29 protein-coding genes and 1 pseudogene are annotated in these 26,910 nt (G+C 61.7%); 18 read left to right on the forward strand and 12 right to left on the reverse strand.

Going from position 1 to position 26,910, the window contains the following annotated elements; genetic code table 11:
* Nucleotides 1-23: 23 nt before the first annotated feature.
* Genes FHT28_RS24835 through FHT28_RS24845 form a run of 3 tightly spaced genes read left to right on the forward strand, consistent with a single transcriptional unit; the run spans nt 24 to nt 1,571 of the window.
* A complete protein-coding gene (locus FHT28_RS24835; RefSeq protein ID WP_168597599.1) occupies nt 24-785 on the forward strand; it encodes a heme ABC transporter permease in 762 nt (253 codons plus the stop codon).
* 1 nt (nt 786) lies between these two features.
* A complete protein-coding gene (gene ccmD / locus FHT28_RS24840; protein WP_037196865.1) occupies nt 787-960 on the forward strand; it encodes a heme exporter protein CcmD in 174 nt (57 codons plus the stop codon).
* Nucleotides 957-1,571, forward strand: coding sequence for a DsbE family thiol:disulfide interchange protein (locus tag FHT28_RS24845; RefSeq protein ID WP_168597600.1), 615 nt, complete (start codon nt 957-959; stop codon nt 1,569-1,571). Before ccmD ends, FHT28_RS24845 begins: the two co-directional genes overlap by 4 nt.
* A gap of 215 nt (nt 1,572-1,786) precedes the next feature.
* Here the strand turns inward: FHT28_RS24845 and FHT28_RS24850 are convergent, their stop codons facing one another.
* Genes FHT28_RS24850 through dapF form a run of 5 tightly spaced genes read right to left on the reverse strand, consistent with a single transcriptional unit; the run spans nt 1,787 to nt 6,814 of the window.
* Complete coding sequence (locus FHT28_RS24850) at nt 1,787-2,377, reverse strand: DUF2585 domain-containing protein (RefSeq protein ID WP_168597601.1); 591 nt, start codon at nt 2,375-2,377, stop codon at nt 1,787-1,789.
* Nucleotides 2,374-3,093, reverse strand: a complete 720-nt coding sequence (locus FHT28_RS24855) for a septation protein A (RefSeq protein WP_168597602.1) — start codon at nt 3,091-3,093, stop codon at nt 2,374-2,376. The genes FHT28_RS24850 and FHT28_RS24855 overlap by 4 nt, the downstream gene beginning before the upstream one ends.
* On the reverse strand, nt 3,090-4,619 hold the full coding sequence (gene ftsY, locus FHT28_RS24860; protein ID WP_168597603.1) for a signal recognition particle-docking protein FtsY: 1,530 nt from the start codon (nt 4,617-4,619) through the stop codon (nt 3,090-3,092). The genes FHT28_RS24855 and ftsY overlap by 4 nt, the downstream gene beginning before the upstream one ends.
* A gap of 18 nt (nt 4,620-4,637) precedes the next feature.
* Nucleotides 4,638-5,912, reverse strand: a complete 1,275-nt coding sequence (gene mtaB / locus FHT28_RS24865) for a tRNA (N(6)-L-threonylcarbamoyladenosine(37)-C(2))-methylthiotransferase MtaB (RefSeq protein WP_168597604.1) — start codon at nt 5,910-5,912, stop codon at nt 4,638-4,640.
* Nucleotides 5,909-6,814, reverse strand: a complete 906-nt coding sequence (gene dapF, locus FHT28_RS24870; RefSeq protein ID WP_168597605.1) for a diaminopimelate epimerase — start codon at nt 6,812-6,814, stop codon at nt 5,909-5,911. The genes mtaB and dapF overlap by 4 nt, the downstream gene beginning before the upstream one ends.
* 680 nt (nt 6,815-7,494) lie before the next feature.
* Between dapF and FHT28_RS24875 the strand changes: the two genes are divergently transcribed.
* Complete coding sequence (locus FHT28_RS24875; RefSeq protein ID WP_168597606.1) at nt 7,495-7,938, forward strand: SRPBCC family protein; 444 nt, start codon at nt 7,495-7,497, stop codon at nt 7,936-7,938.
* A 132-nt stretch (nt 7,939-8,070) separates the two neighbouring features.
* Here FHT28_RS24875 and FHT28_RS24880 read toward each other — a convergent pair whose 3' ends face one another.
* The gene (locus FHT28_RS24880; protein ID WP_092573175.1) at nt 8,071-9,090 is read right to left on the reverse strand and encodes an MBL fold metallo-hydrolase; all 1,020 of its coding nucleotides are present in this window, start codon (nt 9,088-9,090) and stop codon (nt 8,071-8,073) included.
* On the reverse strand, nt 9,087-10,079 hold the full coding sequence (locus tag FHT28_RS24885) for a hypothetical protein (protein WP_168597607.1): 993 nt from the start codon (nt 10,077-10,079) through the stop codon (nt 9,087-9,089). Before FHT28_RS24885 ends, FHT28_RS24880 begins: the two co-directional genes overlap by 4 nt.
* A gap of 411 nt (nt 10,080-10,490) precedes the next feature.
* Here FHT28_RS24885 and ffh point away from each other — a divergent pair, with 411 nt between their 5' ends.
* From ffh to leuC, 10 genes are all read left to right on the forward strand, one after another.
* Nucleotides 10,491-12,059, forward strand: coding sequence for a signal recognition particle protein (gene ffh / locus FHT28_RS24890; protein WP_047637777.1), 1,569 nt, complete (start codon nt 10,491-10,493; stop codon nt 12,057-12,059).
* Between the two features lie 18 nt (nt 12,060-12,077).
* Complete coding sequence (locus FHT28_RS24895; RefSeq protein ID WP_034509068.1) at nt 12,078-12,380, forward strand: chorismate mutase; 303 nt, start codon at nt 12,078-12,080, stop codon at nt 12,378-12,380.
* A gap of 116 nt (nt 12,381-12,496) precedes the next feature.
* A complete protein-coding gene (gene rpsP, locus FHT28_RS24900; protein ID WP_037196883.1) occupies nt 12,497-12,853 on the forward strand; it encodes a 30S ribosomal protein S16 in 357 nt (118 codons plus the stop codon).
* A gap of 222 nt (nt 12,854-13,075) precedes the next feature.
* On the forward strand, nt 13,076-13,657 hold the full coding sequence (rimM, locus tag FHT28_RS24905) for a ribosome maturation factor RimM (protein WP_037196884.1): 582 nt from the start codon (nt 13,076-13,078) through the stop codon (nt 13,655-13,657).
* A gap of 24 nt (nt 13,658-13,681) precedes the next feature.
* Nucleotides 13,682-14,374, forward strand: a complete 693-nt coding sequence (trmD, locus tag FHT28_RS24910; RefSeq protein ID WP_168597608.1) for a tRNA (guanosine(37)-N1)-methyltransferase TrmD — start codon at nt 13,682-13,684, stop codon at nt 14,372-14,374.
* Between the two features lie 287 nt (nt 14,375-14,661).
* Complete coding sequence (locus FHT28_RS24915; protein ID WP_037196886.1) at nt 14,662-15,081, forward strand: DUF1801 domain-containing protein; 420 nt, start codon at nt 14,662-14,664, stop codon at nt 15,079-15,081.
* 265 nt (nt 15,082-15,346) lie between these two features.
* Complete coding sequence (rplS, locus tag FHT28_RS24920; RefSeq protein WP_168597609.1) at nt 15,347-15,904, forward strand: 50S ribosomal protein L19; 558 nt, start codon at nt 15,347-15,349, stop codon at nt 15,902-15,904.
* Nucleotides 15,905-16,115: 211 nt separating this feature from the next.
* A complete protein-coding gene (locus FHT28_RS24925; protein WP_047637951.1) occupies nt 16,116-16,913 on the forward strand; it encodes a basic amino acid ABC transporter substrate-binding protein in 798 nt (265 codons plus the stop codon).
* A gap of 34 nt (nt 16,914-16,947) precedes the next feature.
* Nucleotides 16,948-17,826: an amino acid ABC transporter permease gene (locus FHT28_RS24930; protein WP_047637770.1), complete on the forward strand. Its 879-nt coding sequence runs from the start codon at nt 16,948-16,950 to the stop codon at nt 17,824-17,826.
* A 271-nt stretch (nt 17,827-18,097) separates the two neighbouring features.
* On the forward strand, nt 18,098-19,507 hold the full coding sequence (gene leuC, locus FHT28_RS24935; RefSeq protein WP_037196890.1) for a 3-isopropylmalate dehydratase large subunit: 1,410 nt from the start codon (nt 18,098-18,100) through the stop codon (nt 19,505-19,507).
* Nucleotides 19,508-19,700: 193 nt separating this feature from the next.
* Here leuC and FHT28_RS24940 read toward each other — a convergent pair whose 3' ends face one another.
* Nucleotides 19,701-20,603 (reverse strand): EamA family transporter, encoded by a 903-nt coding sequence (locus FHT28_RS24940; protein WP_168597610.1) that lies wholly within the window; start codon nt 20,601-20,603, stop codon nt 19,701-19,703.
* Between the two features lie 83 nt (nt 20,604-20,686).
* Between FHT28_RS24940 and FHT28_RS24945 the strand changes: the two genes are divergently transcribed.
* A complete protein-coding gene (locus FHT28_RS24945) occupies nt 20,687-21,175 on the forward strand; it encodes a MarR family transcriptional regulator (protein ID WP_037196892.1) in 489 nt (162 codons plus the stop codon).
* Here FHT28_RS24945 and FHT28_RS24950 read toward each other — a convergent pair.
* Nucleotides 21,152-22,078 carry a LysR family transcriptional regulator gene (locus FHT28_RS24950; protein ID WP_168597611.1) on the reverse strand — a complete coding sequence of 309 codons (927 nt, stop codon included), beginning with the start codon at nt 22,076-22,078 and terminating at the stop codon, nt 21,152-21,154. The genes FHT28_RS24945 and FHT28_RS24950 overlap by 24 nt on opposite strands.
* A 137-nt stretch (nt 22,079-22,215) precedes the next feature.
* Here FHT28_RS24950 and FHT28_RS24955 point away from each other — a divergent pair, with 137 nt between their 5' ends.
* Complete coding sequence (locus FHT28_RS24955; protein ID WP_210255853.1) at nt 22,216-23,676, forward strand: MFS transporter; 1,461 nt, start codon at nt 22,216-22,218, stop codon at nt 23,674-23,676.
* 87 nt (nt 23,677-23,763) lie between these two features.
* On the opposite strand, the gene FHT28_RS24960 is transcribed toward FHT28_RS24955, so the two are convergent.
* Complete coding sequence (locus tag FHT28_RS24960) at nt 23,764-24,594, reverse strand: aldo/keto reductase (RefSeq protein WP_168597612.1); 831 nt, start codon at nt 24,592-24,594, stop codon at nt 23,764-23,766.
* Nucleotides 24,595-24,734: 140 nt separating this feature from the next.
* Entirely contained in the window at nt 24,735-25,283 is a 549-nt protein-coding gene (locus tag FHT28_RS24965; protein WP_168597613.1) for a L,D-transpeptidase family protein, read from the reverse strand.
* Nucleotides 25,284-25,431: 148 nt separating this feature from the next.
* Here FHT28_RS24965 and FHT28_RS24970 point away from each other — a divergent pair, with 148 nt between their 5' ends.
* Together FHT28_RS24970 and FHT28_RS24975 are read left to right on the forward strand one after the other, a co-directional pair.
* A complete protein-coding gene (locus FHT28_RS24970; protein ID WP_034509100.1) occupies nt 25,432-26,115 on the forward strand; it encodes a response regulator transcription factor in 684 nt (227 codons plus the stop codon).
* Nucleotides 26,116-26,124: 9 nt separating this feature from the next.
* The gene (locus FHT28_RS24975; RefSeq protein WP_047553727.1) at nt 26,125-26,580 is read left to right on the forward strand and encodes a cyclic nucleotide-binding domain-containing protein; all 456 of its coding nucleotides are present in this window, start codon (nt 26,125-26,127) and stop codon (nt 26,578-26,580) included.
* Between the two features lie 239 nt (nt 26,581-26,819).
* Here the strand turns inward: FHT28_RS24975 and FHT28_RS24980 are convergent.
* A pseudogene (locus FHT28_RS24980) lies at nt 26,820-26,910 on the reverse strand (IS5/IS1182 family transposase); the annotation flags it as partial.

The following is a 26,910-nucleotide window of genomic DNA, read 5'->3' on the forward strand; positions in this document are numbered from 1 at the left end:
CCATATCGGGTTAAACAAGCCGCATGAGCGATATCAGCCCTGCGATCAGCCGATTTTCCGACCTCGCCAACCCCACGCGGTTCCTGGCCTTTTCGGCGCGTCTCATTCCCTGGCTGGCAGCGATCTCGGCCATACTCTTTGCGATCGGCCTTTACCTCTCCTTTTCGACCGAGGGCGATTACCAGCAGGGCGACACCGTCCGCATCATGTATATTCACGTTCCGGCCGCCTGGCTTTCGATGATGTGCTACACGATCATGAGCATGTCGGCGATCGGCACGCTGGTCTGGCGTCATCCGCTCGCTGACGTCGCCGGCAAGACCGCCGCCCCGCTCGGCGCCGCCTTCACCCTGATTGCGCTCGTCACCGGCTCGCTGTGGGGCAAGCCGATGTGGGGCACCTATTGGGTCTGGGATGCGCGGCTGACCTCGGTCTTCATCCTGTTCCTGATGTATCTCGGCCTGATCGCGCTGAACCGCGCCATGGACGATCCGTCCAAAGCCGCGCGCGTCGCCGCCGTGCTGACTCTAGTCGGCTTCATCAACATTCCGATCATCAAGTTCTCGGTCGACTGGTGGAACACATTGCATCAGTCGGAAAGCATCATGCGTCTGGATGGCCCGGCCATCGACATCGCATTCCTCTGGCCGCTCTTCATCATGGCGCTGGCCTTCACCCTGCTGTTCTTCACCCTGCATCTGATGGCGATCCGCAACGAGATCTGGCGCCGTCGCATTGCCGCGCAGCGCCGTATCGCCGCACGCATGGCAAGCCGGGAGGAATAGGATGACCCATCCCTTCTACGTCTTCGGCTCCTATGGCTTTGCTGCCGTCATGATTCTCGCCATCATCGCCTGGACATGGATCGACGGACGCCTGCGTCGTCGCGAGCTGGCCGCACTCGAAGCATCAGGCATCCGCCGCCGTTCGCAGCGCGCGCCCGAAGGCGATGCGAAATGACCACCGATGCCGGCAACAAGGATCAGCCGAAATCGGGCGGCGGCACCGGGCGCTATCTGCTGGCGCTGATCCCGCTCATCGTCTTTGCCTGCATCGCGCTTGCCGTCGGCAAGGTCATGTACGACCAGGAGGTTCATGGCACTGACATCTCCGCCATCCCCTCGGCGCTGATCGGCACGAAAGCGCCAAAGCTCGCTCTGCCGCCGCTCGAAGGCTCCAACCTGCCGGCGCTGACCGATGAGGCCATCAAGGGCAAGCTGACGCTTGTCAATGTCTTCGCCTCATGGTGCGTTCCGTGCCGGGACGAGCATCCGGTACTGAAGGAGCTCGCGAAAGACGGCCGGCTGAACATCGTCGCGATCAACTACAAGGACACGAGTGAGAACGCCCTGCGCTTCCTCGGTGAACTCGGCAATCCCTACAACGCCATCGGCATCGACCCCAACGGCTCCGCCGCCATCGACTGGGGCGTCTACGGCATCCCGGAATCCTACCTCGTCGCCCCCGACGGCACGATCCTCTACAAACAGGTCGGCCCGTTTACGCCGACGAGTTTGAAGGAAGGGCTCTATCCGGCCATAACGAAGGCGCAGAGGAAGCCGGTATCCTGAACTCCTTCTTCCCTCGGGGGTCCGAAGGACGGGTTGAGACCTGCGGCTCAACCCCGGTCAGGTGCCCGAAGGGCGGATGAGGGGGCCGAAAAGCAAAACAACAATGGCCTCAAGCGACAAGCGAACGGCAATTTCCCGGTAACGCCCCTCACCCGGCGCCCCTTCGATAAACTCAGGATTGCCACCCTCTCCCCGTAGGGGCGAGGGGGAACAAGCTAAATGCCGCCCTGCCAGGTCTTGATCGCTTCGACCGGCCAGACGAGCATCAGCACGTTCAGCGTGAGATTGTCGCGGATCAGGTAACCCGTCAGCAGCTCGAAGAAGATCGCGATGGCGATCGTGACGATCACCGGCGCACGACAGGCAAACAGGAAGCCAACCACCATGAACACCGCGTCCATCGCCGAATTCAGAATGCTGTCGCCAACATAATCGAGCGAGATCGTCGCGGCGCGGTAGCGGTTGATGATGATGGGCGAGTTCTCCAGCAGTTCCCAGCCGGATTCGATCAGCATGGCGACGAACAGGCGCATCGGCAGCGGCTTACCGCGCATGATCAGATGCGTCAGCCCGAAAAACAGAAAGCCGTGAATGATGTGAGACGGCGTGTACCAATCGGCGATATGCTGCGAATTGCCGCTGGATTTCACGACGGGCTCGAAAAGCTTCACGTAACCGCAGGTGCAGATCGGCACGCGGCCCATCATATATTCCGCGACGATCTGCACGAGCAGGACAAGGGCGCAGGCGATGAACCAGAAGCTTTGCTGCCGGTAGCGGTTTTGCGCGTCGACTGCTTCGGTCATTTTCCGCTTTCCGCCGGCTGCTCGATCGTATGCTTCATGATCAGCGGCATTTGCGACAGCGTGAAGAGGATGGTGATCGGCATCGTTCCCCAGACCTTGAAGTTCACCCAGAGATTATCCGCGGCCTTGACGTCGGGCAGGTAATACCAGTTCGACAGGCGCCAGACGACTTCGTTGAGCACGGCAAGAACCAGGAAGAAGAGACCCCAGCGAAGCGTGAGCTTGCGCCAGCCTTCGCTATCCAGCTGAAAGGCGGCGTTGAAAACGTAGCCGAGCAACGATTTTCCGAAAGCGAGCCCGCCAAGCAGGACAACACCGAACAGAGCGTTGACGATGGTCGGCTTCATCTTGATGAAGGTTTCATTCTGCAGGTAGATGCCGAGCGCACCGAAGACGAGGACGACGATGCCTGACACGAAGGGCATCAGCGGCAGATGGCCGAGCATGACCTTCGAGACGACGAGTGAGATCACCGTTGCCGCCATGAACAGGCCGGTGGCGACGAAGAGCGGCCCTCCCAGCGCGGACAGCGCCGGGAACTGCTGCGCCAACCAGTCGCCGCGCAGATTGCCGAAGAAGAACACCAGCAAAGGCCCGAGTTCCAGCACCAGCTTCAACAGCGGATGATGCTTGTCGGCGGCACTTGGGGTGAGTTCGTTATCGCTGGTCGTCATTGCGGCACTTTCGCTATCGTCGAATTCGTTCTTATCGTTCATTGGCTGCTTCCGGCACCTGTCCCTGCGATGGCGTTGGCGAAATCCTCGGCCTCGAACGGCTCGAGATCGTCTACACCCTCGCCGACGCCGATGAAATAGACCGGCAGCTTGTGCTTGGCCGAGATCGCCACAAGGATGCCGCCGCGCGCCGTGCCGTCGAGCTTGGTCATGATCAGCCCGTTGACGCCGGCGACATTGCGGAAGATCTCCACCTGGTTCAAAGCATTCTGGCCGGTGGTGGCATCCAGCGTCTGCAGCACGGTATGCGGCGCGTCCGGATCGAGCTTGCCGAGCACGCGCACGATCTTTTCGAGCTCGGCCATCAGCTCCGCCTTGTTCTGCAGGCGGCCGGCGGTATCGATGATCAGCACGTCGCTCTTGTTGGCCTTGGCCTGCTGGAAAGCATCGAAGGCTAGACCGGCCGCATCCGCGCCGATCTTGGTGCCGATGAATTCCGACTTGGTGCGCTCGGCCCAGATCTTCAGCTGCTCGATGGCAGCCGCGCGGAACGTGTCGCCGGCGGCAACCATGACCTTGAGCCCGGCGCCGGATAGCTTGGCCGCCAGCTTGCCGATGGTCGTCGTCTTGCCGGTGCCATTGACGCCGACCACGAGGATGACGTGCGGCTTGTGGCTGAGATCGAGCTGCAACGGCTTGGCGACGGGCTTCAGCACCTTGGCGATTTCCTGCGCCATGATGCGGCCGACATCCTCGCTTGTCACGTCCTTGCCATAGCGCTCGGAGGCCAGCGTATCGGTCACCCGCATCGCCGTCTCGACGCCGAGATCGGCCTGGATCAGCAGATCCTCCAGATCCTGCAGCGTCTGGTCGTCGAGTTTCCGCTTGGTAAAGAGCGCGGCGATCTGGCCTGTCAGTTGCGACGATGTGCGAGCAAGGCCGGCGCGCAGGCGCTGGAACCAGGAGAGCTTCTGCTTGAGGGCTTCGGGAGCGGGCTCGGGGATGCTGGAGGCCGCGGCGAAGCCTTTGGGGAGGATGGGGGCTGCGGCTGGGGTTTCGGTAGTTTCCGGCGACTGTTCCGAGTCCGTCTGAGCTTCGGTGCTTTCCGACGAGAGCTCCGAGCTAGCCGAAACTTCCTCACCCTCCTCTGTCTTTTCAGACATCTCCCCCACAGGGGTGGAGATCGGTTCTGGAGTGGTATCCTCCGCTACAGCATCAGCCTCAGCGTTTTTGGCTTGCTCCGGCTCGACAATTTCACTCTTACCAGCCTGCTCCGGAGCAACCGGCTCATGCGAAACAACCGCCTCTGCGGCCTTTTCAGCCAACTGTTCGTGCTCGACCGGCGCGGCATCCTCCAACCGATCTCCCACCGCGTGGGGGAGATGTCCCGGCGGGACAGAGGGGGGCGAGGTAGGTTCGGCCAACTCGGAAGCCGGCGAAACATCCGCAACAGGCGCTTCTTGCTCCGGAGCGGGCACGTCCGGTGCAATAACCTCCGCAGGCGCCTGTTCTTCCGCCGGCTTCTCACGGCCGAAGGTGAAGACTTTTTTAATGAAACCAAGCGCCATGAAGTATCCGTTGAAGCATTAGGCCACGTTAGCGGCCAGAAGTTGCATGTCGAGGTGCTTGCCATTGTGGCCGGTGATTGCGACCTGCACAAGGTCGCGCGGGCGAAGGCCGGGGGCGGCGACAAGCGTGAAATTTTCGGTATGGGCCAGCCCGTTATTCTCCACAAGCAGCCATTGCCGTGTTCCGACCATGCTGTCGAGATGGGTCTGGTGCAGTCTTTGTCCAGCCTCGCGCAGGCGGGCGGCGCGTTCCTTGATCAGCACGCGGTCGAGTTGCGGCATGCGGGCGGCGGGCGTGCCGGGGCGCGGGCTGTAAGGGAAAACATGCAGATGCGCGATCGCGGCCTGTTCGGCAAGGCCAACGGCATTGTCGAACATCTCCTCCGTCTCTGTGGGAAAACCGGCGATCATGTCGGCGCCGAAGCTCGTCTCGGGTCGCAGGCAGCGCACATCCTCGATGAACCGCAAGGCGTCGGCGCGCGAGTGCCGCCGCTTCATCCGCTTCAAGATCATATCGTCGCCATGCTGCAGCGACAGATGCAGATGCGGCATGAAGCGCGGTTCGTCGGCGATAAGATCCATCAGGTGCCTGTCGGCCTCGATACTGTCGATCGAGGAGAGGCGCAGGCGGCGGATATCCGGGATCTGCTTCAGCAATGTCTTGGCAAGCAGGCCGAGCGTTGGCGTTCCGGGCAAATCAGCGCCGTAACTCGTGGCATCGACGCCGGTCAGCACGATCTCGCGATAACCGCTTTCAACCAAGTTACGGGCCTGATCGACGACCGCGCCCATCGGCACAGAGCGCGAATTGCCGCGGCCATAGGGGATGATGCAGAAGGTGCAGCGATGATCACAGCCGTTCTGCACCTGGATGAAGGCGCGCACATGGCCGTCGATATGGCGGATCATCTGCGGGGCGGTCGCCCGCACGCTCATGATATCGTTGACGCGGAGCTTCTCTTCTGCCGAAACGCCGAAATCCGGCAGCGCGCGATAGGAGGCGCTCTTCAGCTTCTCCTCGTTGCCGAGCACGGCATCCACTTCGGCCATTTCGGCAAAGATCTGCTTTTCCGTCTGCGCGGCACAGCCTGTCACGATGATGCGCGCATGCGGATTGTCGCGCCGCGCGCGGCGGATCGCCTGGCGTGCCTGGCGCACGGCTTCGCCTGTTACGGCGCAGGTATTGACCAGGATGGCGTTGTTGAGCCCGGCTTTCTCCGCCTGCGACCTCATCACTTCGGATTCATAGGTGTTGAGACGACAGCCGAAGGTAATGACCTCGACCCCGCTCACCGCGCCTGAGCCCCCTGCTCCTGATCGCGCGTGAAGCTGCCCGTCACGGGATCGACCATACCGGACCACTCCCATTCGGCAGGACCGGTCATGACGACATGCTCGTCACTCTCTCGCCATTCGATGGTGAGCTGGCTCGGCGCAGGCGCGGAGGCGACGTCGATCGTCACCTTGCGGCCGGTGCGGCCGGTGCGAGCAGCGCTGACGGCGGCAGAACAGGCAGCGGAGCCGCAGGCCAGCGTCAGACCGGCGCCGCGCTCCCAGGTGCGGGTCCGCACCGTCGTCCGCGAAAGCACCTGCGCCAGCGTGATGTTGGCGCGCTCGGGAAACATCGGATGGTTTTCAAGCAGCGGCCCGAAGCGAGCGAGATCGAAGGACATCGGGTCCTTGTCGACCCAGAAGATCGCATGCGGATTGCCCATCGACATCACAGAGGGCGAATGCAGGACGGGATTGTCGATCGGCCCGATCTGCAGCTCGATATAGCGCGTGTCGGCGAATTCCTCGGCGAGCGGAATCTTGTCCCAATCGAATACCGGCTTGCCCATGTCGACAGATATCGTGCCGTCCTCGTGCTCGACGGCGTTCAGGATGCCGGCGACGGTCTGGAAGGTGAACACCTTCTTTCCGGTCTCGGCTGATAGCGCCTGCACGACGCAACGCGTGCCGTTGCCACAAGCCTGTGCCTTGGTGCCGTCGGAGTTGAGGATATCGATCCAGGCGTCGGTTCCCTGCACCTTCGGGTCATGGATCGCCATGATCTGATCGAACTCGGTAGCAGGATCGGCATTGAGCGCAATCGCAGCCTCAGCCGTCACCACATCCTTGCGGCCGCGCATGTCGACGACCAGGATCTTGTTGCCAAGCCCGTTCATCCGCGCGAATTCGACCATATTGCTCATGGTGGTATGTCCGTCAGTGTTTTCGAGCTGTATATGGCGGAAATGAGGGGGAATTACCAGTGCCGTGATATTCGCTGCTCGTGGCCAGGTTCAGGCCGCGCTTGACGAACACAAACGACCGCTTCAACCTCGACAGAGAAGCGACAAAGCTGTCCCGCGATCCTGCTCTATGCGACCGATGTGGTTTGCTTGCGATCCGTCATGTGATTTCTCAGATGCATCAGCGTCAGCTCGGTTCCCAGGTGGGACAGCTCGGCCGCCGCCGCACACCGGACTCCAAGGACGGCCGAAGCTCTCTGGTGTCGTAGACGGAGGCCGCGAAGGCGACTTCCAGCCGCCCGTGAAGCCCTGCATGCAAACAGTACCCACCTTCTTGCCGGCTTCTCGCACGATGAGGTCGCACCCTCGTGGCGCAATGATAGTTTGAAATCGCGCATATCCGGACATGGCGGAACGCAGAGACTGTTTCTCCCACAAACCCGTACATCCAATATCCCGCCTGCTCGCAGGGACGGCATCGCCATGGCGGATAAGGCGGCTCTCTGCCTGATCTCGGCAAAAGACCTTGCGGCGCTGAGCCTAGCGCGATTTATTTCGACAAAATTTGCTCCAGTGTCGGATTGCAGAAGGTTTGCTCGTCCTAGGATCGTCCACTCCGTCAATTCAGAAGGATCATGACCATGCCGAATACCATTCGCCTGCACCGCGTCCTGGCAACCAGCCCGGAAAAGGTCTATCGCGCATTCCTCGAAGCGGACGCGCTCGCCAAGTGGCTTCCCCCCAATGGCTTTACCTGCAGCGTGCATCACTTCGAACCGACAGCCGGCGGTACGTTCAAGATGTCGTTCCGCAACTTTACGACGGGCAAAAGCCATGCCTTCGGAGGCGAATATGTCGAGCTCATTCCCGGCGAACGCCTGCGTTACACCGACAGGTTCGATGACCCCAACCTGCCGGGCCAAATGGACGTGACCGTCACCTTGAAGAAGGTGCTGGTCGGAACCGAGGTAAACATCACCCAGGCGGGCATACCGGACGTTATCCCGCCGGAGGCTTGCTATCTCGGCTGGCAGGAATCGCTGATCAATCTGGCGAAACTGGTAGAGCCGGAGATCACCCAGTAAGCTCCGCAGCCACAGGGCTTCTGCACACAACCCCTTCTCCCCTTGGGGAGAAGGAGCTTACGGCGCTAGCATGCTCCATATGCAATTGCCCTACGGGGAGGAGGGGTTTTCGCTTCGCGCAGGCGCGATCCGTTAAACGACCGGCACGTCGAACACTTCCCCCGCCCTCAGCGGTCGAAACCGGTCCGGCTCCACGCCTTCGGCCTTCAGCGCCGCATCCAACGCGTGAACGGGCTCATCGATCCCCTCGTCCGTCAGCTGGAAGGTCGCGAAATGATGCCCGGCGACATAAGCGGCGTTGCAGAGCTTCATGCCCTTGACCGCCTCTACAGGGTTCTGGTGCTGGCCCTTCATGAACCAGCGCGGCTCATAGGCGCCGAAAGGCAGAATGGCGAGGCGGAAGCCGCCATGTTTCTGCCTGACAGCCTCATAGTTGATGCCATCGTGAAAGCCTGTGTCGCCGACATGGTAGATCCTGCCAGCCGGCGTCGTCAGCACGAAAGCGGCCCAAAGGGCCATGCGCCGGTCGCCCATGCCCCGCGCCGACCAGTGATGGCAGGGCTCGACATCGATGGTCACCCCGCCATTGACAGCGATGCGATCGCCCCAATCGACCACGACGATTTCGGCGTCGGGCACGGCCCGGCGGATAATCGTATCGTTGCCGAGCGGCGTAACGATCTTCGGCCGCTGGCGCGCCTGCAGGCTCGCCAGCGTGACGAGATCGAGGTGGTCATAGTGGTTGTGCGAGACCAGCACGAGGTCGATGGGCGGCAGATCCTCGAAGCGGATGCCGGGCGGCACCACGCGTTTCGGCCCGATCGAGCGGAACGGACTGACGCGTTCGGACCAGACCGGATCCGTCAGCATGTTCAGGCCGGCGATCTGCACCAGCATCGACGCATGCCCGACCATGGTCACCCGCATTTGATCGCCGAACACATGCCGGTCTGGCTTTGCCGAGGGAAAGGCGCTGATGACCGGATTGGGCCAGCGCACCCGGCCGCCCGCGAACTGCCATTTCAGCAGATCAAGCGGACTTCCCGGCCCGACACCGCCGGGATTGAAGAAGCGCAGACCATCGAAATGGTCGGAAGCCGGGCCTTGATAATAGGGGTTCTTTTTCTTGCCGGAGCCGGATGCGCTTGTCATGGCTTGTCCACTCCTTGCTCGCCCATCATTTCCCCTTCGCCAGGCAAGCCAGCCTTCGCCAGCCACTCCTCGACCTCGCGCGCCGTCAGCGTTCGCTCAAGCACGACATTGGCCGGCATAACGAAAAGCTGCGGCGTAAAGAAGCTCGTGTCCCACAGCGCAGCACCTTCGACAGGGGGCGAAAGCAGGATGACCTGCGTGCCATCGATGCGCGTGATGGTATCGACAGATGCCTCGCCCGATATCCCCACAGTGCCAGACTGATTAGGTTGCACCGTTTCATAGCGCCACCATGGCTCGTCGTTACCGTCTTCCACCACGGTTACGCAACGCGCCATGTCGATGATGAACCTGTTTGGCGAGCGGCCGCCTGGCAGGGTCTCTCCGAAAGCCGCCTGGATCAGCGTGAAGAGATGAAAGCAGTTGACGATATTCTCATAGCGCAGGCGGAAGCCTCGACGGCTCGGCACATGCAGGACAAGCAAGAGGTCGCTGCGGCTCAGAAGCATATGGCGCACCCAAGCCGCACCCGGCGTATAATCCTGCAGCTCGGCGAGCTGCGCCATCAGGCTGGTATCACCGGCGGCAAGCGCACGCTCCTTCGGCATCGCCGCGAGGTGCGAGACGACCGACTGACCGAGCAACTGGAAAGCTTCGAGCAGCTGCTGTTGCCGCGGGCTCAGCTCCTTGCGGCCGGCAAAGCCGCGATGGATCTGCGGCAGCCAGGTCGTAAAAAGCTCCAACACGGCGGGACCGCTACGCTCCACCGAACCCCCGGTCTCGACCACGGTACCCAGCATATTCGCCAGGATCGCGGCACCGGGAGGCGGCAGGCTGCGCAACTCGCGCGCCGCCCGCGAGACGATTTTCGGCTGCACCTTGGCGTCGGCATAGAAGGCCTGCGCCGCGGCGTTGAACCGCGCGTCGACCCGGCCGCCGGCATAGCTGCGGCACGCGGCAAGAAGATTGGTCAGGGCTGCATCGTTCATTCAGTTCTGTCTCGGGGAAACATGATTTGGCGGGGATCAATACAATAACTAGAGGAGTGTATTGGCGGTAAAACGACGTTCATATAGCGATATTGGGCATGCATCCCAGGCATTTCCACCGCCTCGGGTTGACTTTGGCGGCCTTTTCCTGTTTATCGCCCGCAATCTGCGACGAGCACAAGCCTCCGAGCCACCGACCGGGACCCATAAAGGTATAAAGAGATCCCGGAGGTCAACACCCGACAGCGCGACGCGCCCTCGGGTGCTTTTTGGCTTTGCGTCTTGTTTTCGTCATGGAAAAGCACGACGTTTTCGGGCGAGGATCCGCGCATCTCCCTTTCGAGGCAAAGCCGAGGAAGATAAGGAATAGGCGCAAATCTAAAGCCCAAAGCGATCGATAAGGAAGAATTGATGTTTGAAAACCTCCAGGACCGTCTTGGTTCCATTCTGAATGGACTGACAGGCCGCGGCGCGCTTTCGGAAGCTGATGTTTCCGCAGCACTCCGCGAGGTTCGCCGCGCGCTTCTCGAAGCCGACGTGGCGCTTGATGTCGTGCGCTCCTTTACCGACCGCGTCCGCGAGAAGGCCGTTGGCGCCGGGATCCTGAAGTCGATCAAGCCCGGCCAGATGGTCGTCAAGATCGTCCATGACGAGCTGATCGAAATGCTCGGCGGCGAAGGCGTGGGCATCGACCTTAACGCGCCCGCCCCGGTCGTCGTCATGATGGTCGGTCTGCAGGGCTCGGGCAAGACCACCACATCGGCGAAGATCGCCCACCGCCTGACGAGCCGCGACCGCAAGAAGGTCCTGATGGCCTCGCTCGACACTCGGCGTCCTGCAGCGCAGGAACAGCTGCGCCAGCTCGGCGTCCAGGCCAACATCGATACGCTTCCCATTATCGCCGGCCAGTCGCCGACCGATATTGCCGCGCGCGCGGTGCAGGCCGCCAAGCTCGGCGGCCATGACGTCGTCATCCTCGATACCGCCGGCCGCACGCATATCGACGAGCCGCTCATGGTCGAGATGGCGGATATCAAGAAGCGGTCGAACCCGCACGAAATCCTGCTGGTCGCCGACAGCTTGACCGGTCAGGACGCCGTCAATCTCGCCCGCAATTTCGACGACCGCGTCGGCATCACCGGCCTGGTGCTGACCCGCATGGACGGCGACGGCCGTGGCGGTGCCGCCCTTTCGATGCGCGCCGTGACAGGCAAGCCGATCAAGCTGATCGGCGTCGGCGAAAAGATGGGCGAGCTGGAAGAATTCCATCCCCGCCGCATCGCCGACCGCATCCTCGGCATGGGCGACATCGTCTCGCTGGTCGAGAAGGCGGCTGAGAATATCGACGCCGAAAAGGCCGCCGCCATGGCCGCCAAGATGGCCAAGGGCAAGTTCGACCTGAACGACCTTGCCGATCAGCTCAGCCAGATGCAGAAGATGGGCGGAATGGGCGGCATCATGGGCATGATGCCGGGCATGGCCGGCATGAAGGACAAGATGGCCGCCGCCGGCCTCAACGACAAGCTTTTCGGCCGCCAGCTCGCCATCATCTCCTCGATGACCAAGGCCGAGCGCGCCAATCCGGACCTCCTGAAACATTCCCGCAAGAAGCGCATCGCTAGCGGCTCCGGCACCGACGCCTCCGACATCAACAAGCTTCTGAAGATGCACCGCCAGATGGCGGACATGATGAAGATGATGGGCGGCAAGGGCAAGGGCGGCATGATGAAGCAGCTGATGGGTGGCCTCGCCGGCAAGATGGGTCTCGGCGGTGGCGGCATGGGCGGCATGCCCGACCTGTCGAACATGGACCCCAAGCAGCTCGAAGCCTTGCAGAAGCAGGCGGAGGCCGCAGGCCTCGGCCGTCCCGGCGGCATGCCCGGCCTTGGCGGTGGTGGATTGCCTGGTCTGGGCGGCGCCAAGCTGCCGGGCCTCGGCGGTGGATTCCCAGGCCTGCCCGGTTTGCCGAAGAAGAAGTGAAAAGGATCGTTGACCCCCATGATTGATCCAGACGTCAAGGCCCAATTGGGCAACTACCGCCAGTCGATCGACAATATCGATGCCGCACTGGTGCACATGCTGGCCGAACGCTTTCGCTGCACCAAAGAGGTCGGCGTGCTGAAGGCCAAGTACAATCTGCCGCCGGCCGACCCGGCGCGCGAGGAATTCCAGATCGAACGCCTGCGCCGCCTGGCAAAGGACGCCAATCTGGACCCGGATTTCGCCGAGAAGTTCCTGAACTTCGTCATCAAGGAAGTCATCCGGCATCATGAGCAGATCGCCGCCGATCTCAAAGCATGATCCCGAAATGTGTGAAGCGGGTTTCGGAAGAGATCATGCGACACACAAAAACAGCAACAGCAAATAAACACGCCGCCAAAATCAAGCGGTCACAAAAAGCCTAAGGAGTAAGAAACATGGCATTGAAAATTCGTCTCGCCCGCGGTGGTTCCAAGAAGCGCCCGTACTACCACGTTGTTGTCGCCGACGCCCGTTCGCCGCGCGATGGCCGCTTCCTGGAGAAGGTCGGTTCCTGGAACCCGATGCTCGCCAAGGATGACGCCAAGCGCGTTGAACTCGACGCCGACCGCATCAAGCATTGGCTCGACAACGGCGCCCAGCCGACCGACCGCGTTCTGCGCTTCCTCGCCGAAGCCGGCGTTGCCACGCGCGACGTCAAGAGCAACCCGGTAAAGGCAAAGCCGGGCAAGAAGGCTCAGGAGCGCGCTGCCGAAAAGGCACAGAAGGCTGCTGACGCCGCCGCTGCCGAATAATCGGCCCTCGTAATCATCGAAAAACGGGCGGCATGGCGACATGCCGCCCGTTTTTTATTTCCCATCGGGGAATGTTCATCTTATGAGAGAACGCAACTACAGCGCCGCGCGTCACATGTGACGCGCAAAGGTCGTTGAAGCACTTTAGATCTGCTGCATAATTCCTTAAATCGATTCCGATTTAAGGAATTATGCAGTGATCCGGCAATCGGCGAAGAGACCATGACGAAACTGCAAAACCCGGTATTGATGGCGACAATCGGCGCGGCACAGGGCCTCAAGGGCGAGGTGCGCGCGCGGGCCTATACGTCTGACCCCGCGGCGCTTGGCGACTACGGCCACCTGCACAGCATGGACGGCCGCAGCTTCGAGGTGCTGGAAATCCGTGAGGCCAAGAACGTGGTGGTGGTACGCTTCCGGGGCGTCAATGACCGTGACGCCGCCGAGGCGCTGAACGGGTTGGAGCTCTATATCGAGCGCGACAACCTGCCGGATGACGAGCTCGACGATGACGAATTCTTCTACACCGACCTCGAAGGGCTCGAAGCCGTCGACGACAAGGGCACCGGCTACGGCACGGTCAGCGGCGTCTATGATTTCGGCGCCGGCGACCTTCTGGAGCTGAAAGGCCCGGGCAAGCGTCCGGTCCTGATCCCCTTCTCCGAAACGGCCGTGCTCGAAATCGATCTCGAAGGCGGCAAGATCCTGATCGATCCAATGGCCGCTGGCCTGATCGACAATCCGGAAGACCTTGTCGGCAAGCCGCCGAAACCGCCGAAGCCAGAAGGCAAGACGAAGAAATAATCCTCATTTGGAAGTGACTGCGCCATGAGTTTTCGGGCGACCATTCTGACGCTTTATCCGGAGATGTTTCCCGGCCATCTCGGCACGTCCCTTGCCGGCAAGGCGATGGAGCGCGGCCAATGGGCGCTGGACACCGTCCAGATCCGCGATTTCACCACCGACAAGCACCGCACCGTGGATGACACGCCCGCCGGCGGCGGCGCCGGCATGGTGTTGAAGCCGGACGTGCTTGCCCGCGCCATCGACCATGCCAGCGAAAACGACAGCCGCCCGCGCCTGCTGATGAGCCCGCGCGGCGCACCGCTGACGCAGAAGCGCGTGCGCGAGCTTGCAAGTGGCGACGGCGTCATCATCGTCTGCGGCCGCTTCGAAGGCGTCGACCAGCGGGTGATCGACGGGCGCGACCTGGAAGAAGTGTCGATCGGCGACTACATCCTGTCCGGCGGCGAGCCGGCGGCACTCATCCTGTTAGACGCCATCGTTCGCATCCTGCCCGGCGTCATGGGCAACGACCTTTCCGGCCTGCACGAAAGCTTTGAGGGCGGCCTGTTGGAACACCCTCACTATACCCGCCCGCAGATCTGGGAAGACCGCGAGATCCCCGCCGTGCTCACGTCGGGCAACCACGCCGCCATCACCAAATGGCTGAGAGAACAGGCCGAAGAGCTGACGCGGCAACGCCGGCCGGATCTGCTGGAAGAGAAGGCAAGGAAATAGCATCGGGAAACCGGGCGGCGGCAAGTTGACGAGTTAGATCAACCGCCGTTCGCCACTAAGGGGAATCGGCCGAATGCCATTCAAGAATTCCGATGGCCTCGTCAGGATCGCTTCGGGACTTGAGCAAGCAGGGATATGCTGCGCCGACGTTCGGGGCTGGGGCCGGTCCTCACAGCCTTGCGGACGGTAGGATACCGCCGTTGAGGTCGATTTCGATAGTGCCAAATGATATCCAGCGATAAAACGCAACGGGCGATGGAACGACAGCGGCGGGGAGGACGCACAGGATGGCAAAAAGCGGCGCGACGGAGGACGAGCAGGGAGCCTCTGCCTCTAATCTCATAGACGGGAGAATTAAGGAACTGGACGATTGGCGGGGCCAGACGCTCGCTCGAGTCCGAACCCTTATCAAACAGGCCGATCCCGATGTGGTCGAGGAATGGAAATGGCGGGGCGTTCCCGTCTGGTCGGACGGCGGGATCATCTGCACCGGCGAGACTTACAAGAGTGTCGTGAAATTGACCTTCGCCAAGGGCGCTTCGCTGGAGGACCCGTCAGGCCTCTTCAACTCCAGCCTCGATGGCAATACGAGACGGGCCATCGATATCCGGGAGAACGAAGATATCGATGAGGAGGCGCTGAAGGCGCTCGTTCGTGCGGCAGCGGCACTGAATATATCGACGCGGAAAAAACCGAAGAAAGCCTGAACAGAATTCGGGGTGGCGGCGGACCACAAACCGTCATTGAAAGCCGCTTGCGCTGCAACAAATTCGCCGCCAAGGGGTGACAAAGCTGTGACAATAGGATATGTGCGCGCCGGGCATGGGAAATTTCCCATCAACCACCAAAGAAAAGCAGACGTATTCGCCCCTGCCTTCACAGGCATATATCCGAGGCGAGACCTTCAGGGTCCGACCAAGGATAGATCGCTCAGGGCGCTCTGGCTGTTGAAGCAACAACGAGGTTGATACTATGAACATCATTCAGCAGTTGGAAGCCGAACAGGCCGCCAAGATCGAAGCCAAGCGCACGCTTCCCGAATTTTCCGCCGGCGACACCGTCCGCGTCAACGTGAAGGTCACGGAAGGCAACCGTACCCGCGTTCAGGCCTATGAAGGCGTCTGCATCGCTCGCTCCGGCGGCGGCCTGCACGAAAACTTCACAGTCCGCAAGATCTCCTACGGCGAAGGCGTCGAGCGCGTATTCCCGGTTTACTCGCCGATGATCGAAAGCGTCGAAATCGTTCGCCGCGGTAAGGTCCGTCGCGCCAAGCTCTACTACCTGCGCGACCTGCGCGGCAAGGCTGCTCGTATCGTCGAGAACACCGGCACTCGCGCCCGCAAGCTCAACGACGCCGAGCGTCAGGCTTTCGCCGATGAGAAGGCTCGTATCGAAGCCGAGAAGGTTGCAGCAGCCCAGGCTCTCGCAGCCGAGAAGGCAGCCGCCGAAGCCGCTGAAGCAAAAGCAGCAGCCGAAGCAAAGGCAGCCGCCGATGCAGCAGCTACCGCCGCAGAGCCGGCAGCCGAGTAAATTTCGATCCATCCGGATCGCTACGCTTAAAGGCGGCCTTCGGGTCGCCTTTTTGCTGCCTGCCGAAGACAGCTTGGCAGAAAGAAAATTCCGCCGCGAACCGCTTATTTTAGAGTTACTTTTCCGCTTTTACGCTCGCGGCCATGGCAACGGCCTTGCCATCTGCTTTCCAAATATGACACTTTTCCGCGCGCTAATCGGGGAGATTTCCATGGCATTCCGTCGTTCGTTCCTACTGGGCCTCAGCGCCCTCGTGCTTGCACCTTTCGCGTCCTTCGCCGCCGACCTGCCTGATCTCAAAGGCAAGACTGTCGTCGTCGTCACCGAGAACGCCTACCCGCCGCTGCAATTCGTCGATGCCAAATCCGGCAAGGCGATCGGCTGGGAATATGACGCGATGAACGAAATCGCCAAGCGTTTGAACTTCAAGGTCGAGTACCAGAACACCAGCTGGGACGCGATGATCCAGGCCGTCTCGGAAGGCCAGTACAACATCGGCATGACCGGCATTACCATCAAGGAAGACCGCAAGCAGAAGGTCGACTTCTCCGATCCCTACATGCGCTCCGAGCAGTTCATGCTGGTGCGTGGCGACGAGAAGCGCTTCACCGACGCCAAGAGCTTCGCCGCCCTCAAGGAAGGCCTGATCGGCGCGCAGCCGGGCACGACCCCCTTCTACACCGCCGTCTACGAAGTTCTCGACGGCAACGAGCAGAACCCGCGCATCAAGACCTTCGAAACCTTCGGCGCGACCGTACAGGCACTGAAGACCGGCGACGTCGATCTGGTGCTGACCGACGGCACCGCCGGCAAGGGCTATGTCGACGCCTCCAACGGCGGCCTGAAGCTGATCGGCGGCCCGCTCGGCTCCGAGGATTTCGGCTTCATCTTCCAGAAGGGCTCCGATCTCGTCGCTCCGGTCAATGCCGCCATTGCCAGCCTGAAGGCTGACGGCACGCTCGAGGCGCTGAACAAGAAGTGGTTCCTCGATTACAAGATGGGCCAATGAACTCCCTAGATCGACATATGGGAAGCCCGCTCTGATGGCCCTGCTCGCAGGCCCGGGCGGGCACCAAGGCAAGGATGACTTTCCCTGGTGGTTGGTCGCACTCGCCGTTCTCGGCATCGTCGTCTCCATCGCAATCGCGGCGAACGGCCTCTACGCCCAGATCTTCTCCCTTCTGCTCAATGGCGTCGGCGTCACGATCTTCGTGACGCTGGTGGCCTTCACGCTCGCCATGCTCTTCGGCCTCGGGCTCGCTTTGCTCGGCCTGTCGGACTTCATCGTGCTCAGGCAGATCGCCCGCTTCTACATCGAGATTGTGCGCGGCATTCCGATGCTGGTGCTGCTCGCCTATATCGCCTTCGTCGGCACGCCGGCCTTCGTGGCCATCTACAATGTCGTGACGTCCCCGCTGATCTCCACCGGCTTGACGAGCCCGCTTGTCGTACGTGATGTGCCGTTCGTCTGGCGCACCATCATCGCGCTGATGATCGGTTATTCCTCCTTCATCGCCGAGATTTTCCGCGCCGGCATCCAGGCGGTCGACCAGGGCCAGATAGAGGCGGCGAAGGCGCTGGGGCTCACGCGCTTCCAGCGCTTCCGGCTCGTCATATTCCCGCAGGCGATCCGCGTCATCCTGCCGCCGTTGTCGAACGACTTCATCGCCATGGTCAAGGACAGCTCGCTGGTTTCCGTGCTCGGGGTCGCCGACATCAGCCAGCTCGCCAAGCTCTACTACTCGGCCAACTTCCGCTATTTCGAAACGCTGTCGATCCTCGCCTTCATCTATCTGCTGCTGACGATCGGCCTCTCCCTGCTCCTGCGGCAGCTGGAATCCTGGATGCGCCGGCGGACCGGTGCGGACCGGTCGGCCTTCCGCCCTCTCAGCGTGGGCCAGCCGCCCGACGTGCAGGTTTAGCGGCTGCGGTCAAACGTCAGCCCCCTGCCACCCCATCGTCACCATTGCCGAGACTTGCGAAAATTGATATGAGCAACGCCATGACTAGGATCATGAGCAAAGACGGACGCTACGTCACGGCTTTCGTGCTGCAGGACCATAAGCGCCTGCCGGCACGCTTCTTTGCGATGATTTCGGGCGCGCTCAACAGCCGACTTCGCTGATCACACCCGAGGCCGGCGGTCCTGATCCGTCACCCCTTTTTCGACATTGCCAATATGGATCTGTAGCCATGAGCGCTCCACGCACACTTTACGACAAAATCTGGGATGATCATCTCGTCGACGCCCAAGACGACGGCACCTGTCTTCTCTACATCGACCGCCATCTCGTTCATGAGGTGACGTCGCCGCAGGCATTCGAAGGCCTGCGCATGACCGGTCGCAAGGTCCACGCGCCGCAAAAGACGCTTGCTGTCGTCGACCACAACGTTCCGACCTCGCCGGATCGCCACCTCGGCATCAAGAACGAGGAAAGCCGCATCCAGGTCGAGGCGCTTGCCAAGAACGCCGCCGAATTCGGCGTGGAATACTACTCCGAAAACGACAAGCGCCAGGGGATCGTCCACATCATCGGCCCCGAGCAGGGCTTCACTTTGCCCGGCATGACCATCGTCTGCGGCGATAGCCACACGTCGACGCATGGTGCCTTCGGCTCGCTCGCGCACGGCATCGGCACCTCCGAGGTCGAGCATGTGCTCGCCACGCAGACGCTGATCCAGAAGAAGGCCAAGAACATGCTGGTGCAGGTCGATGGCCAGCTGCCACCAGGCGTCACCGCCAAGGACATCATCCTCGCCATCATCGGCGAGATCGGCACCGCCGGCGGTACCGGCTACGTCATCGAATATGCCGGCGAAGCCATTCGCGCGCTGTCGATGGAAGGCCGCATGACCATCTGCAACATGTCGATCGAAGGCGGCGCCCGCGCCGGCCTGATCGCGCCGGACGAGATCACCTTCGAATACATCAAGGGCAAGCCGCGCGCGCCGAAGGGCGAAGCGCTGGAACAGGCGATCGCCTACTGGAAGACGCTGACATCGGATGAAGGTGCGCATTACGACCGCATCGTCACGCTTAATGCCGCTGCCCTGCCGCCGATCGTCTCCTGGGGCTCCTCGCCGGAAGACGTCGTCTCCGTCCAGGGCATCGTCCCGAACCCGGACGAGATCCAGGACGAGAACAAGCGCACCTCCAAGTGGCGCGCCCTCGACTATATGGGCCTGAAGCCGGGCACGAAGATGACCGATATCAACGTCGATCGCGTCTTCATCGGCTCCTGCACCAACGGCCGCATCGAAGACCTGCGCGCCGTCGCCAAGGTCGTCGAAGGCAAGACGGTGGCTTCCACCGTCGATGCCATGATCGTTCCGGGCTCCGGCCTCGTGAAGGAGCAGGCGGAAGCCGAAGGCCTCGACAAGATCTTCAAGGCCGCCGGCTTCGACTGGCGCGAGCCCGGCTGTTCCATGTGCCTTGCCATGAACGACGACCGCCTGAAGCCGGGCGAGCGCTGCGCATCGACGTCGAACCGCAACTTCGAAGGCCGTCAGGGCTTCAAGGGCCGCACGCACCTGGTCTCCCCGGCCATGGCCGCAGCTGCCGCGATCGCCGGCCACTTCGTCGATATCCGCGAGTGGAACTGATCCGCTTAAAGCATGAATAGCAAAGGGCGGCCCGAACGGCCGCCCTTTTTGTTTGTGGGTAAGGCAATTGCATGGGAAATGAAGTCACTGCACGAACACCCCTTCTCCCCCTCGGGGAGAAGGTGGCCCGAAGAGTCGGATGAGGGGGCCAATCGTCTCGAATCCATAGGCTTTCGTGCGTCTGGCCCCCCCCTCATCCGCCTGTCCGCACCTTCTCCTCTCGGGGAGAAGGGGTTTGAACCGCCGGCTGACCTTGCTGCGCCCGCTGGCTGAGCCAGACACTGCCGAGCACCACGACGATGCCGAAGATCTGCATCGGGCTCAGTTGCTGGCCGAGCACCCACCACCCCAAGATCACAGCAGTCGTCGGGCTCAAGAATCCGAGTGGCGAGACCACCGATGGCTCAAGCCGCGAGAGGCCGCGAAACCAGAGAATATAGGTGAGTGCTGCGCCGATCAGCCCGAGATAGGCAAAGCCGATAATATTGGCCCCGGTCAGATGCGGAAGCGGCGGCTCGAGCAAGAGGGCGAACGGCAGCAGCAACGCACCGCCCGCGGTCAGCTGCCACGCCGTGAAGGTGAGCGGCGAGACATCCGGCCGCCAGCGGCGGCTGAGCACGGTTCCACCAGCCATGGAGAAGGCGCCGGCGACGCCGGCGGCAATCCCGATGGGATCGAGCGTTGCCTTCGGCGTGAGGATCAGCAGGGCGACACCGCCAATACCCGCAACGGCGGCGATGATCGAAAGGCTGCGGATCGGCGAGCCGAGCAACAACCGCGCCAGCACGATGACGATCAGCGGCTGGACTGCACCGACGGTAGCGGCCACGCCGCCGGGCAGCCGATAGGCCGAAATGAACAGCAGCCACCAGAAGATCGAGAAATTGAGTGCCCCGAGAACAAGGGACTTGATCCACCAGATCCCGTGCGGCAGCCGCCGCACGATAAGGAGCAGCAGCAGCCCGGCAGGCAGGGCACGCAGCGTTGCGACCGTCAGCGGATAGCCGGCAGGCAAGAGCTGCGTCGTCACCAGATAGGTGCTGCCCCAGATCGCCGGCGCGATGGCTGTCAGCAGAAGGTCGACATTGCGGTTCATGGCCTTGGCCCCAAAATTTATCTTGACCTCAAGATAAACTGAAATATCTTGACGTCAAGATAAATTGGTGGCGATATCCCGACATGGATCGCATCGATAAAATTCTTGACCAGTGGCGCCGCGAGCGGCCCGATCTCGACACGGCGGCGATGGGCCTGTTCGGGCGCATGCGCAACCTCACGCTCCATCTCTCGCGCGAAATGGAGAAGACCTTTGCGCGCTTCGATCTGAACGCGGCAAATTTCGATATGCTGGCAACCCTGCGCCGCTCAGGCGAGCCCTACACCCTCTCCCCCAGCGACCTGATGGATACGATGATGGTGACATCGGGCACGATGACCAACCGCATCGATCAACTGGAAAAGGCCGGCCTCGTCGCCCGGAGCCAGAACCCGAATGATGGCCGAAGCTTCCTGATTTCCCTGACCCCGGAAGGTTTCAGGCTCATCGACGCGGCTGTGACGGCGCATGTCGAAACGCAGGCTCGGCTTGTTTCCGCCCTCTCGCAAGAGGAAAGAGCTGCCCTCGACGGCTTGCTGCGCAATTATTTAGCCAGCTTCGAATCTCGCTGACAGGTCCGCACGCCGCTCCGCGCAAACATCGCGAATGCAGCCGCGCAGCCAGCGATGCGCCGGATCGGCGTCCAGCCGCGGATGCCAGAGCAGCGAGATCGCCACATCCGACGTCGGCACCGGCAACGCGAAACTATGCATGTCAACGCGCAGGTTGCCCGTATAGCGTTCCGGTACGCTGACGATCAGGTCGGAAGCGCGGGCCAAAGCCAGCGCCGCCGAAAAGCTGCCGACAATGGTTGCGATCTGCCGCTCCAGTCCCAGCCTTTCCAGCGCCTCATCGATCTCCCCCTTCTTCAAGCCGCGCCGGGAGACGAGGATGTGCTGGCCAGCGGCATAGCGCGCCGGCGTCATCACACCTTCGCTCAGCGGGTGGCCGCGTCGCACCACGCCGATGAAGCGATCCCGGAACAAGGCCTGCGCTCGTAGTTCCGGCCCGGTATCGTCGCCGACGACTCCGGTCTCGAGATCGATCGTACCGTCGCGCAACGGCGTGCTGTCCTTGTCCAGCTTCTGGGTGAAGTAGAGCCGCACACCGGGCGCCTGTTCCGCAATGCGAGCGATCAGCTCGGGGCCGAAATTCTCCACAAAGCCCTCGCGGGTGCGCAATGTGAAAATCCGGACGAGCTCTTTCAGGTTGAGTGTCTCGGATGGCCGCAAGGCCGCCTCCGCCTCCTGCACGAGCCGGCCGACGCTCTCGCGCAATTCCAGCGCCCGCGGTGTCGGCACAAGCCCGCGGCCGGCCCTGACCAGCAACGGATCGCCCGTCGTCTCTCGCAGGCGTGCCAGCGCCCGGCTCATGGCGGACGGGCTCAGCCCCAACCGGCGGGCCGCACGCGCGACACTGCCTTCCGCAAGCAGGACATTGAGAGTGACAAGCAGGTTGAGATCGGGCGTCGACATGACGCGACCATAACACGATTTCGCCGAAGCATAGCGTCAAACGCACGAATAAGATGCAAATCGTGCGCGTTCCGCCATATCAGGCAAAGAGCTACCTTTCTGCCAGGACTTCTCAAACGTCGCCAGAAACGGAGCTCATGTTGAAGCCAATTATTGAAAGACCGGACAAGACCGAAGCCGGGCGGATGAAAGCCGCACCTTCGATCCGATGGGCGCTCGCCAGCCTCTCGCTCTCCATGCTGATGCCCTCGCTCGATACCAGCATCGCCAATGTCGGCCTGCCGACGCTGGCAGAGGCTTTCGGCGCTTCCTTCCAGCAGGTGCAGTGGATCGTGCTTGCTTATCTGCTCGCGATTACCGCGCTGATCGTCAGCGTCGGGCGGCTAGGCGATATCGTCGGTCGCCGCCGACTGCTGCTCGCCGGAATAGCCCTCTTCACCCTCGCCTCGCTCTTCTGCGGGATAGCACCGACGCTGTGGCTGCTGATCGCTGCCAGAGCCTTGCAGGGCCTCGGCGCCGCCATGATGATGGCGCTGACGGTGGCCATGGTCGGCGAGACAGTCCCGAAGGAAAGGACCGGCAGCGCCATGGGCCTGCTCGGCACCATGTCCGCCATCGGAACCACGCTCGGCCCGTCGCTCGGCGGCGTCCTGATTGCCGGCTTCGGCTGGGAAACCATCTTCCTGGTCAATGTGCCGCTCGGGATCGCGAATTTCCTTCTCGCCGCACGCTTCCTGCCAGTGGACCGCCCCAACCGAAAAGTCGGCCAGGGACGCCCGGATGCGATCGGCACGCTGTTGCTGGCCCTGACGCTTGCCGCCTATGCGCTCGCCATGACGATGGGGCATGGCAGCTTCGGTATGCTGAACATCGGCCTGCTGCTGGCCGCAGCCTTCGGCACCGCGCTCTTCGCCTTTACCGAGGCGAAAGTGAAATCGCCCCTGGTGCGCCTCACGATGTTCCGCGATTCGGCGCTGAGCGTCGGCCTTGCCATGAGCACCCTTGTCTCGACCGTCATGATGGCGACGCTGGTGGTCGGGCCCTTCTATCTCTCCCGCGCGCTCGGTCTCGATGCCGCCCATGTCGGCGCCGTGATGTCCGCCGGTCCGCTGGTGGCGGCGCTGACGGGCGTGCCGGCCGGCCGCATCGTCGATCGCTTCGGCGCTCACCGTATGACCATCACCGGCCTCGTGGCCATGATCATCGGCCTGTTCCTGGTAGCAGCGATGCAGGGCAGGTTCGGTGTCGTCGGGTATATCGGGCCGCTTGCCCTTGTGACGGCGAACTACGCCCTGTTTCAGGCAGCCAACAACACCACGATCATGACCAATATCCGTCCGGACCAACGCGGCGTCATCTCCGGCATGCTAAGCCTGTCGCGAAACCTCGGGCTGATCACCGGCGCATCCGTGATGGGCGCGGTCTTCACCCTGGCATCGGGAACCACAGGCATCACCGCGGCCCGCCCCGAGGCCATTGCAACGGGCATGCAGGTCACCTTCGCGATCGCCGCCCTGCTGATCGTCGCGGCACTCGTCGTCGCGCTCACCGGTTTCGCCATCGCGAAGCGCACTGCACTTTCCGAGCAGGCGTCGTGACGCCGGGGCAATGCAGCCTGCTCGATACAAGGGAGGCTCGGATCTTTCACTCCGAGCCTCCTGTACAATGCAATCCGGCGAGTTGAATCAGAACGTTGCCGTCACTGGATCCGGGCCGATACGGCCGCCGGCCGAATCGAGCTTGGCGATGTCAGCCAGATCGTCGCTGTCGAGCTTGAAGTCGAAAACCTTGAGATTTTCCTCGATGCGGCTCGGCGTGACCGATTTCGGAATGACAATCAGGCCGTTTTCGATATGCCAGCGGATGATGACCTGCGCCGGCGTGCGGCTATGCTTGGCGGCGACCTTGCCGATTGCGGCGTTGGTGAGGAGCTTGCCCTGGCCGAGCGGGCTCCAGGACTCGGTCTTGATGCCGAGCTTGTCGTGCACTTCGCGCAGCGCCTTCTGCTGGAAGGTCGGGTGCAGCTCGATCTGGTTGAGGACGGGCGTGACGCCGGTCTCGCCGATGATGCGGTCGAGGTGTTCCTTAGCGAAGTTGGAAACGCCGATCGAGCGGGCGCGGCCTTCTTCCTTGAGGCGCACGAAGGCCTTCCAGGTGTCGAGGTAGCGGTCGCGGTGCGGCGACGGCCAATGAATGAGATAGAGGTCGAGATAGTCGGTACCGAGCCGCTTCAGGCTTTCATCGAAGGCCTTGAGTGTGGAATCGAAACCCTGGGCCTCGTTCCAGAGCTTTGTGGTCAGGAAGATATCCTTGCGGGCGACGCCGGACTGGCGCATGCCTTCGCCGACACCATCTTCGTTTGCATAGATGGCTGCGGTATCGACATGGCGACAGCCGGCTTTCAAGGCTGTGCTGACCGCCATCGGGGCAACGTTTTCGGGCGTCTGCCAGACACCGAGGCCGACCTGCGGAATGGAATTGCCGTCGTTGAACGTAATTGTCGGTTGCGTGGTCACGATAAGTCTCCAGATGATGGATGGTGGGGTGAAGGCGTGATTCAAATCCGGAAAGAAAAGGTTCCGGCCTGGCTCGCGGGAAGCGCCGGTCGAAAATCTATATAGTGGAGAATATTGGGACTTTAACCCCAAGCGACATCTCAGACAACCCGAAGCACCGTACCTTTTCGGAGCACTGGAAGTATGCGCCGCATGTCGCGAAGGCTGACCGCGACACAGCCGGCCGTCGGCTCGTAGCCGGGCTTGATCAGATGGAAGAAGATCGCCGAGCCACGGTGACGCCGTCGCGGGCGGATGTTCCAATCAAGCACCAGGCATATGTCATAGAGGCCGTCGCCTCGCCGCATTTCCTCGTGGCTCGGCGTGAAGGGAGCCTTCACCAGCCTGTTGTAATTGGCATTGTCAGGCTGATCGCACCAGAGCATATCCCTGCCGATGCGCCGCATCGGCAGGGCGGTGCGAAGGAAGCGAACATGGTCGCCGCGAGTGAAGCCATAAAGCAGCTTCATATCGCCAATCGGTGTCGCGCCGTCGCCCTCGCGCTTCAAAATGCTGCGCCCGGATCGGCCGATCGCCGCCGGCACGGTTAGCGGTCCGACCCGCACCAGCGCACGCGTCTTCTTACCCGGCGCAGGATGTACGACGACCGTGGAAGCGGCCCGCTTGGCCCCTGCCCTTGTCTTTTCCATTTTCCTCACATGTTTTTGCTTTGCACGTGATTTCATTTGAAATCATAGCAGGTTCAACCAAACCACCAAGCCTGAGCCGCGTCGCGACTTGCTAAAAATGCAATTTGGCGTAGGACTTAGAAGGGATTAGAACGAGGATCCGAACGGCATGACCGCACGCACCATTCTCCTGGTGGACGATGACAACGACCTGCGCGAAATGTTGGTCGAGCAATTATCGCTTTACGAGGAATTCAACGTTCTGCAGGAGGTGAATGCCGGAAAAGGCGTGCAGACCGCGCGTACCGTGCCTGTCGATCTCCTGATCATGGATGTCGGCCTGCCCGACATGGACGGCCGCGAAGCCGTGAAGCTGCTGCGCAAGAACGGCTTCAAGGCGCCGATCATCATGCTGACGGGCCATGACACGGACTCCGACACCATCCTCGGCCTCGAAGCCGGCGCGAACGACTACGTGACCAAGCCCTTCCGCTTCGCCGTGCTGCTTGCCCGCATACGGGCGCAGCTGCGCCAGCACGAGCAGAGCGAGGACGCGACCTTCACCGTCGGCCGCTATCTGTTCAAGCCGAGCCAGAAACTTTTGACCACCGAAGACGGGCAGAAGATCCGCCTCACGGAGAAGGAAGCCGCCATCATCCGCTACCTCTATCGCGCCGACCAGAAGGTCGTAACCCGCGATATCCTTCTCGAAGAGGTATGGGGCTATAATTCCGGCGTCACCACCCACACGCTCGAAACCCACGTCTATCGCCTTCGACAGAAGATCGAACGCGATCCCTCCAACGCCGAAATCCTGGTCACGGAAAACGGCGGCTACAAGATCATCCCCTAGGGAACAGACATGGCGCTGAACGACGATATCCGCCTGCTGTCGCAACTGCCGCTGTTTCACGGCATGGGCGATGAGCCGCTGCGGCTGATTGCCTTCGGCGCCGACCGCCGCCACGTGGCCGAAGGCCAGACCCTGTTCAGGGAGAAGTCACCGGCCGAATGCGCCTATGTCGTCGCGCGCGGCAGCTTCGAACTCAGCACCATAGACAATGCCGGGGAGAAGCAGGTGGAAGCGGTGATACAGGCCGGCACCATGCTCTCGGAGCTGGCCCTGGTGACGCTGGTGGAGCGGAAATATACGGCCGTCGCGGCCGAAGAGTCCGACGTGATCCGCATCACGCGCGCTCTCTTCCACCGGCTGATCGAAGAATATCCCGATGCCGGCCTGCTGATCCAGAATAGGATCCGCGAGAACTTCGCGACATTGGCCAGGCAGGCAGCCGCGCTTCTCGGCCGGTTTTCCTGACCCCGCGCGGCGATCCGGTTTTAGCCAGATCATTCTAAAGCGCGTCGCGATCTTTCAGATTCGCTCCTTGCGCTTTAGGCCCTTGGTTTTTCGCATGCGTTATCGCAAAACCGCCGCGCACTTTTGCGCGACGTGCTCTTGAGCATATCCAGGAAAGTGCGAAGCGGTTTTCCGCCTGGAATGCGTAAAGAAACAAAAAGATAGGGCGCTTTCGCGATTCGAAGAAAAGCGAAAGCGCTCTAGGTGACCGACTCATAAGATCGGAGCCAAATTCGAATTGAGGCTAGCTGGACGGATGCGAGGAAGTTGTCGTCGCGTTTGTCGTATCGG

The sequence above is a fragment of the Rhizobium sp. SG570 genome (assembly GCF_012275345.1).
Taxonomy (GTDB): Bacteria; Pseudomonadota; Alphaproteobacteria; order Rhizobiales; family Rhizobiaceae; genus Rhizobium; species Rhizobium lusitanum.

Coding starts and splice junctions, on each gene's coding strand:
- FHT28_RS24835 (WP_168597599.1), top strand. CDS start 24: ATGAGCGATATCAGCCCTGCGATCAGCCGATTTTCCGACCTCGCCAAC.
- ccmD (WP_037196865.1), top strand. CDS start 787: ATGACCCATCCCTTCTACGTCTTCGGCTCCTATGGCTTTGCTGCCGTC.
- FHT28_RS24845 (WP_168597600.1), top strand. CDS start 957: ATGACCACCGATGCCGGCAACAAGGATCAGCCGAAATCGGGCGGCGGC.
- FHT28_RS24850 (WP_168597601.1), bottom strand. CDS start 2,377: ATGACCGAAGCAGTCGACGCGCAAAACCGCTACCGGCAGCAAAGCTTC.
- FHT28_RS24855 (WP_168597602.1), bottom strand. CDS start 3,093: ATGAACGATAAGAACGAATTCGACGATAGCGAAAGTGCCGCAATGACG.
- ftsY (WP_168597603.1), bottom strand. CDS start 4,619: ATGGCGCTTGGTTTCATTAAAAAAGTCTTCACCTTCGGCCGTGAGAAG.
- dapF (WP_168597605.1), bottom strand. CDS start 6,814: ATGAGCAATATGGTCGAATTCGCGCGGATGAACGGGCTTGGCAACAAG.
- FHT28_RS24875 (WP_168597606.1), top strand. CDS start 7,495: ATGCCGAATACCATTCGCCTGCACCGCGTCCTGGCAACCAGCCCGGAA.
- FHT28_RS24880 (WP_092573175.1), bottom strand. CDS start 9,090: ATGACAAGCGCATCCGGCTCCGGCAAGAAAAAGAACCCCTATTATCAA.
- FHT28_RS24885 (WP_168597607.1), bottom strand. CDS start 10,079: ATGAACGATGCAGCCCTGACCAATCTTCTTGCCGCGTGCCGCAGCTAT.
- ffh (WP_047637777.1), top strand. CDS start 10,491: ATGTTTGAAAACCTCCAGGACCGTCTTGGTTCCATTCTGAATGGACTG.
- FHT28_RS24895 (WP_034509068.1), top strand. CDS start 12,078: ATGATTGATCCAGACGTCAAGGCCCAATTGGGCAACTACCGCCAGTCG.
- rpsP (WP_037196883.1), top strand. CDS start 12,497: ATGGCATTGAAAATTCGTCTCGCCCGCGGTGGTTCCAAGAAGCGCCCG.
- rimM (WP_037196884.1), top strand. CDS start 13,076: ATGACGAAACTGCAAAACCCGGTATTGATGGCGACAATCGGCGCGGCA.
- trmD (WP_168597608.1), top strand. CDS start 13,682: ATGAGTTTTCGGGCGACCATTCTGACGCTTTATCCGGAGATGTTTCCC.
- FHT28_RS24915 (WP_037196886.1), top strand. CDS start 14,662: ATGGCAAAAAGCGGCGCGACGGAGGACGAGCAGGGAGCCTCTGCCTCT.
- rplS (WP_168597609.1), top strand. CDS start 15,347: ATGAACATCATTCAGCAGTTGGAAGCCGAACAGGCCGCCAAGATCGAA.
- FHT28_RS24925 (WP_047637951.1), top strand. CDS start 16,116: ATGGCATTCCGTCGTTCGTTCCTACTGGGCCTCAGCGCCCTCGTGCTT.
- FHT28_RS24930 (WP_047637770.1), top strand. CDS start 16,948: ATGGCCCTGCTCGCAGGCCCGGGCGGGCACCAAGGCAAGGATGACTTT.
- leuC (WP_037196890.1), top strand. CDS start 18,098: ATGAGCGCTCCACGCACACTTTACGACAAAATCTGGGATGATCATCTC.
- FHT28_RS24940 (WP_168597610.1), bottom strand. CDS start 20,603: ATGAACCGCAATGTCGACCTTCTGCTGACAGCCATCGCGCCGGCGATC.
- FHT28_RS24945 (WP_037196892.1), top strand. CDS start 20,687: ATGGATCGCATCGATAAAATTCTTGACCAGTGGCGCCGCGAGCGGCCC.
- FHT28_RS24950 (WP_168597611.1), bottom strand. CDS start 22,078: ATGTCGACGCCCGATCTCAACCTGCTTGTCACTCTCAATGTCCTGCTT.
- FHT28_RS24955 (WP_210255853.1), top strand. CDS start 22,216: ATGTTGAAGCCAATTATTGAAAGACCGGACAAGACCGAAGCCGGGCGG.
- FHT28_RS24965 (WP_168597613.1), bottom strand. CDS start 25,283: ATGGAAAAGACAAGGGCAGGGGCCAAGCGGGCCGCTTCCACGGTCGTC.
- FHT28_RS24970 (WP_034509100.1), top strand. CDS start 25,432: ATGACCGCACGCACCATTCTCCTGGTGGACGATGACAACGACCTGCGC.
- FHT28_RS24975 (WP_047553727.1), top strand. CDS start 26,125: ATGGCGCTGAACGACGATATCCGCCTGCTGTCGCAACTGCCGCTGTTT.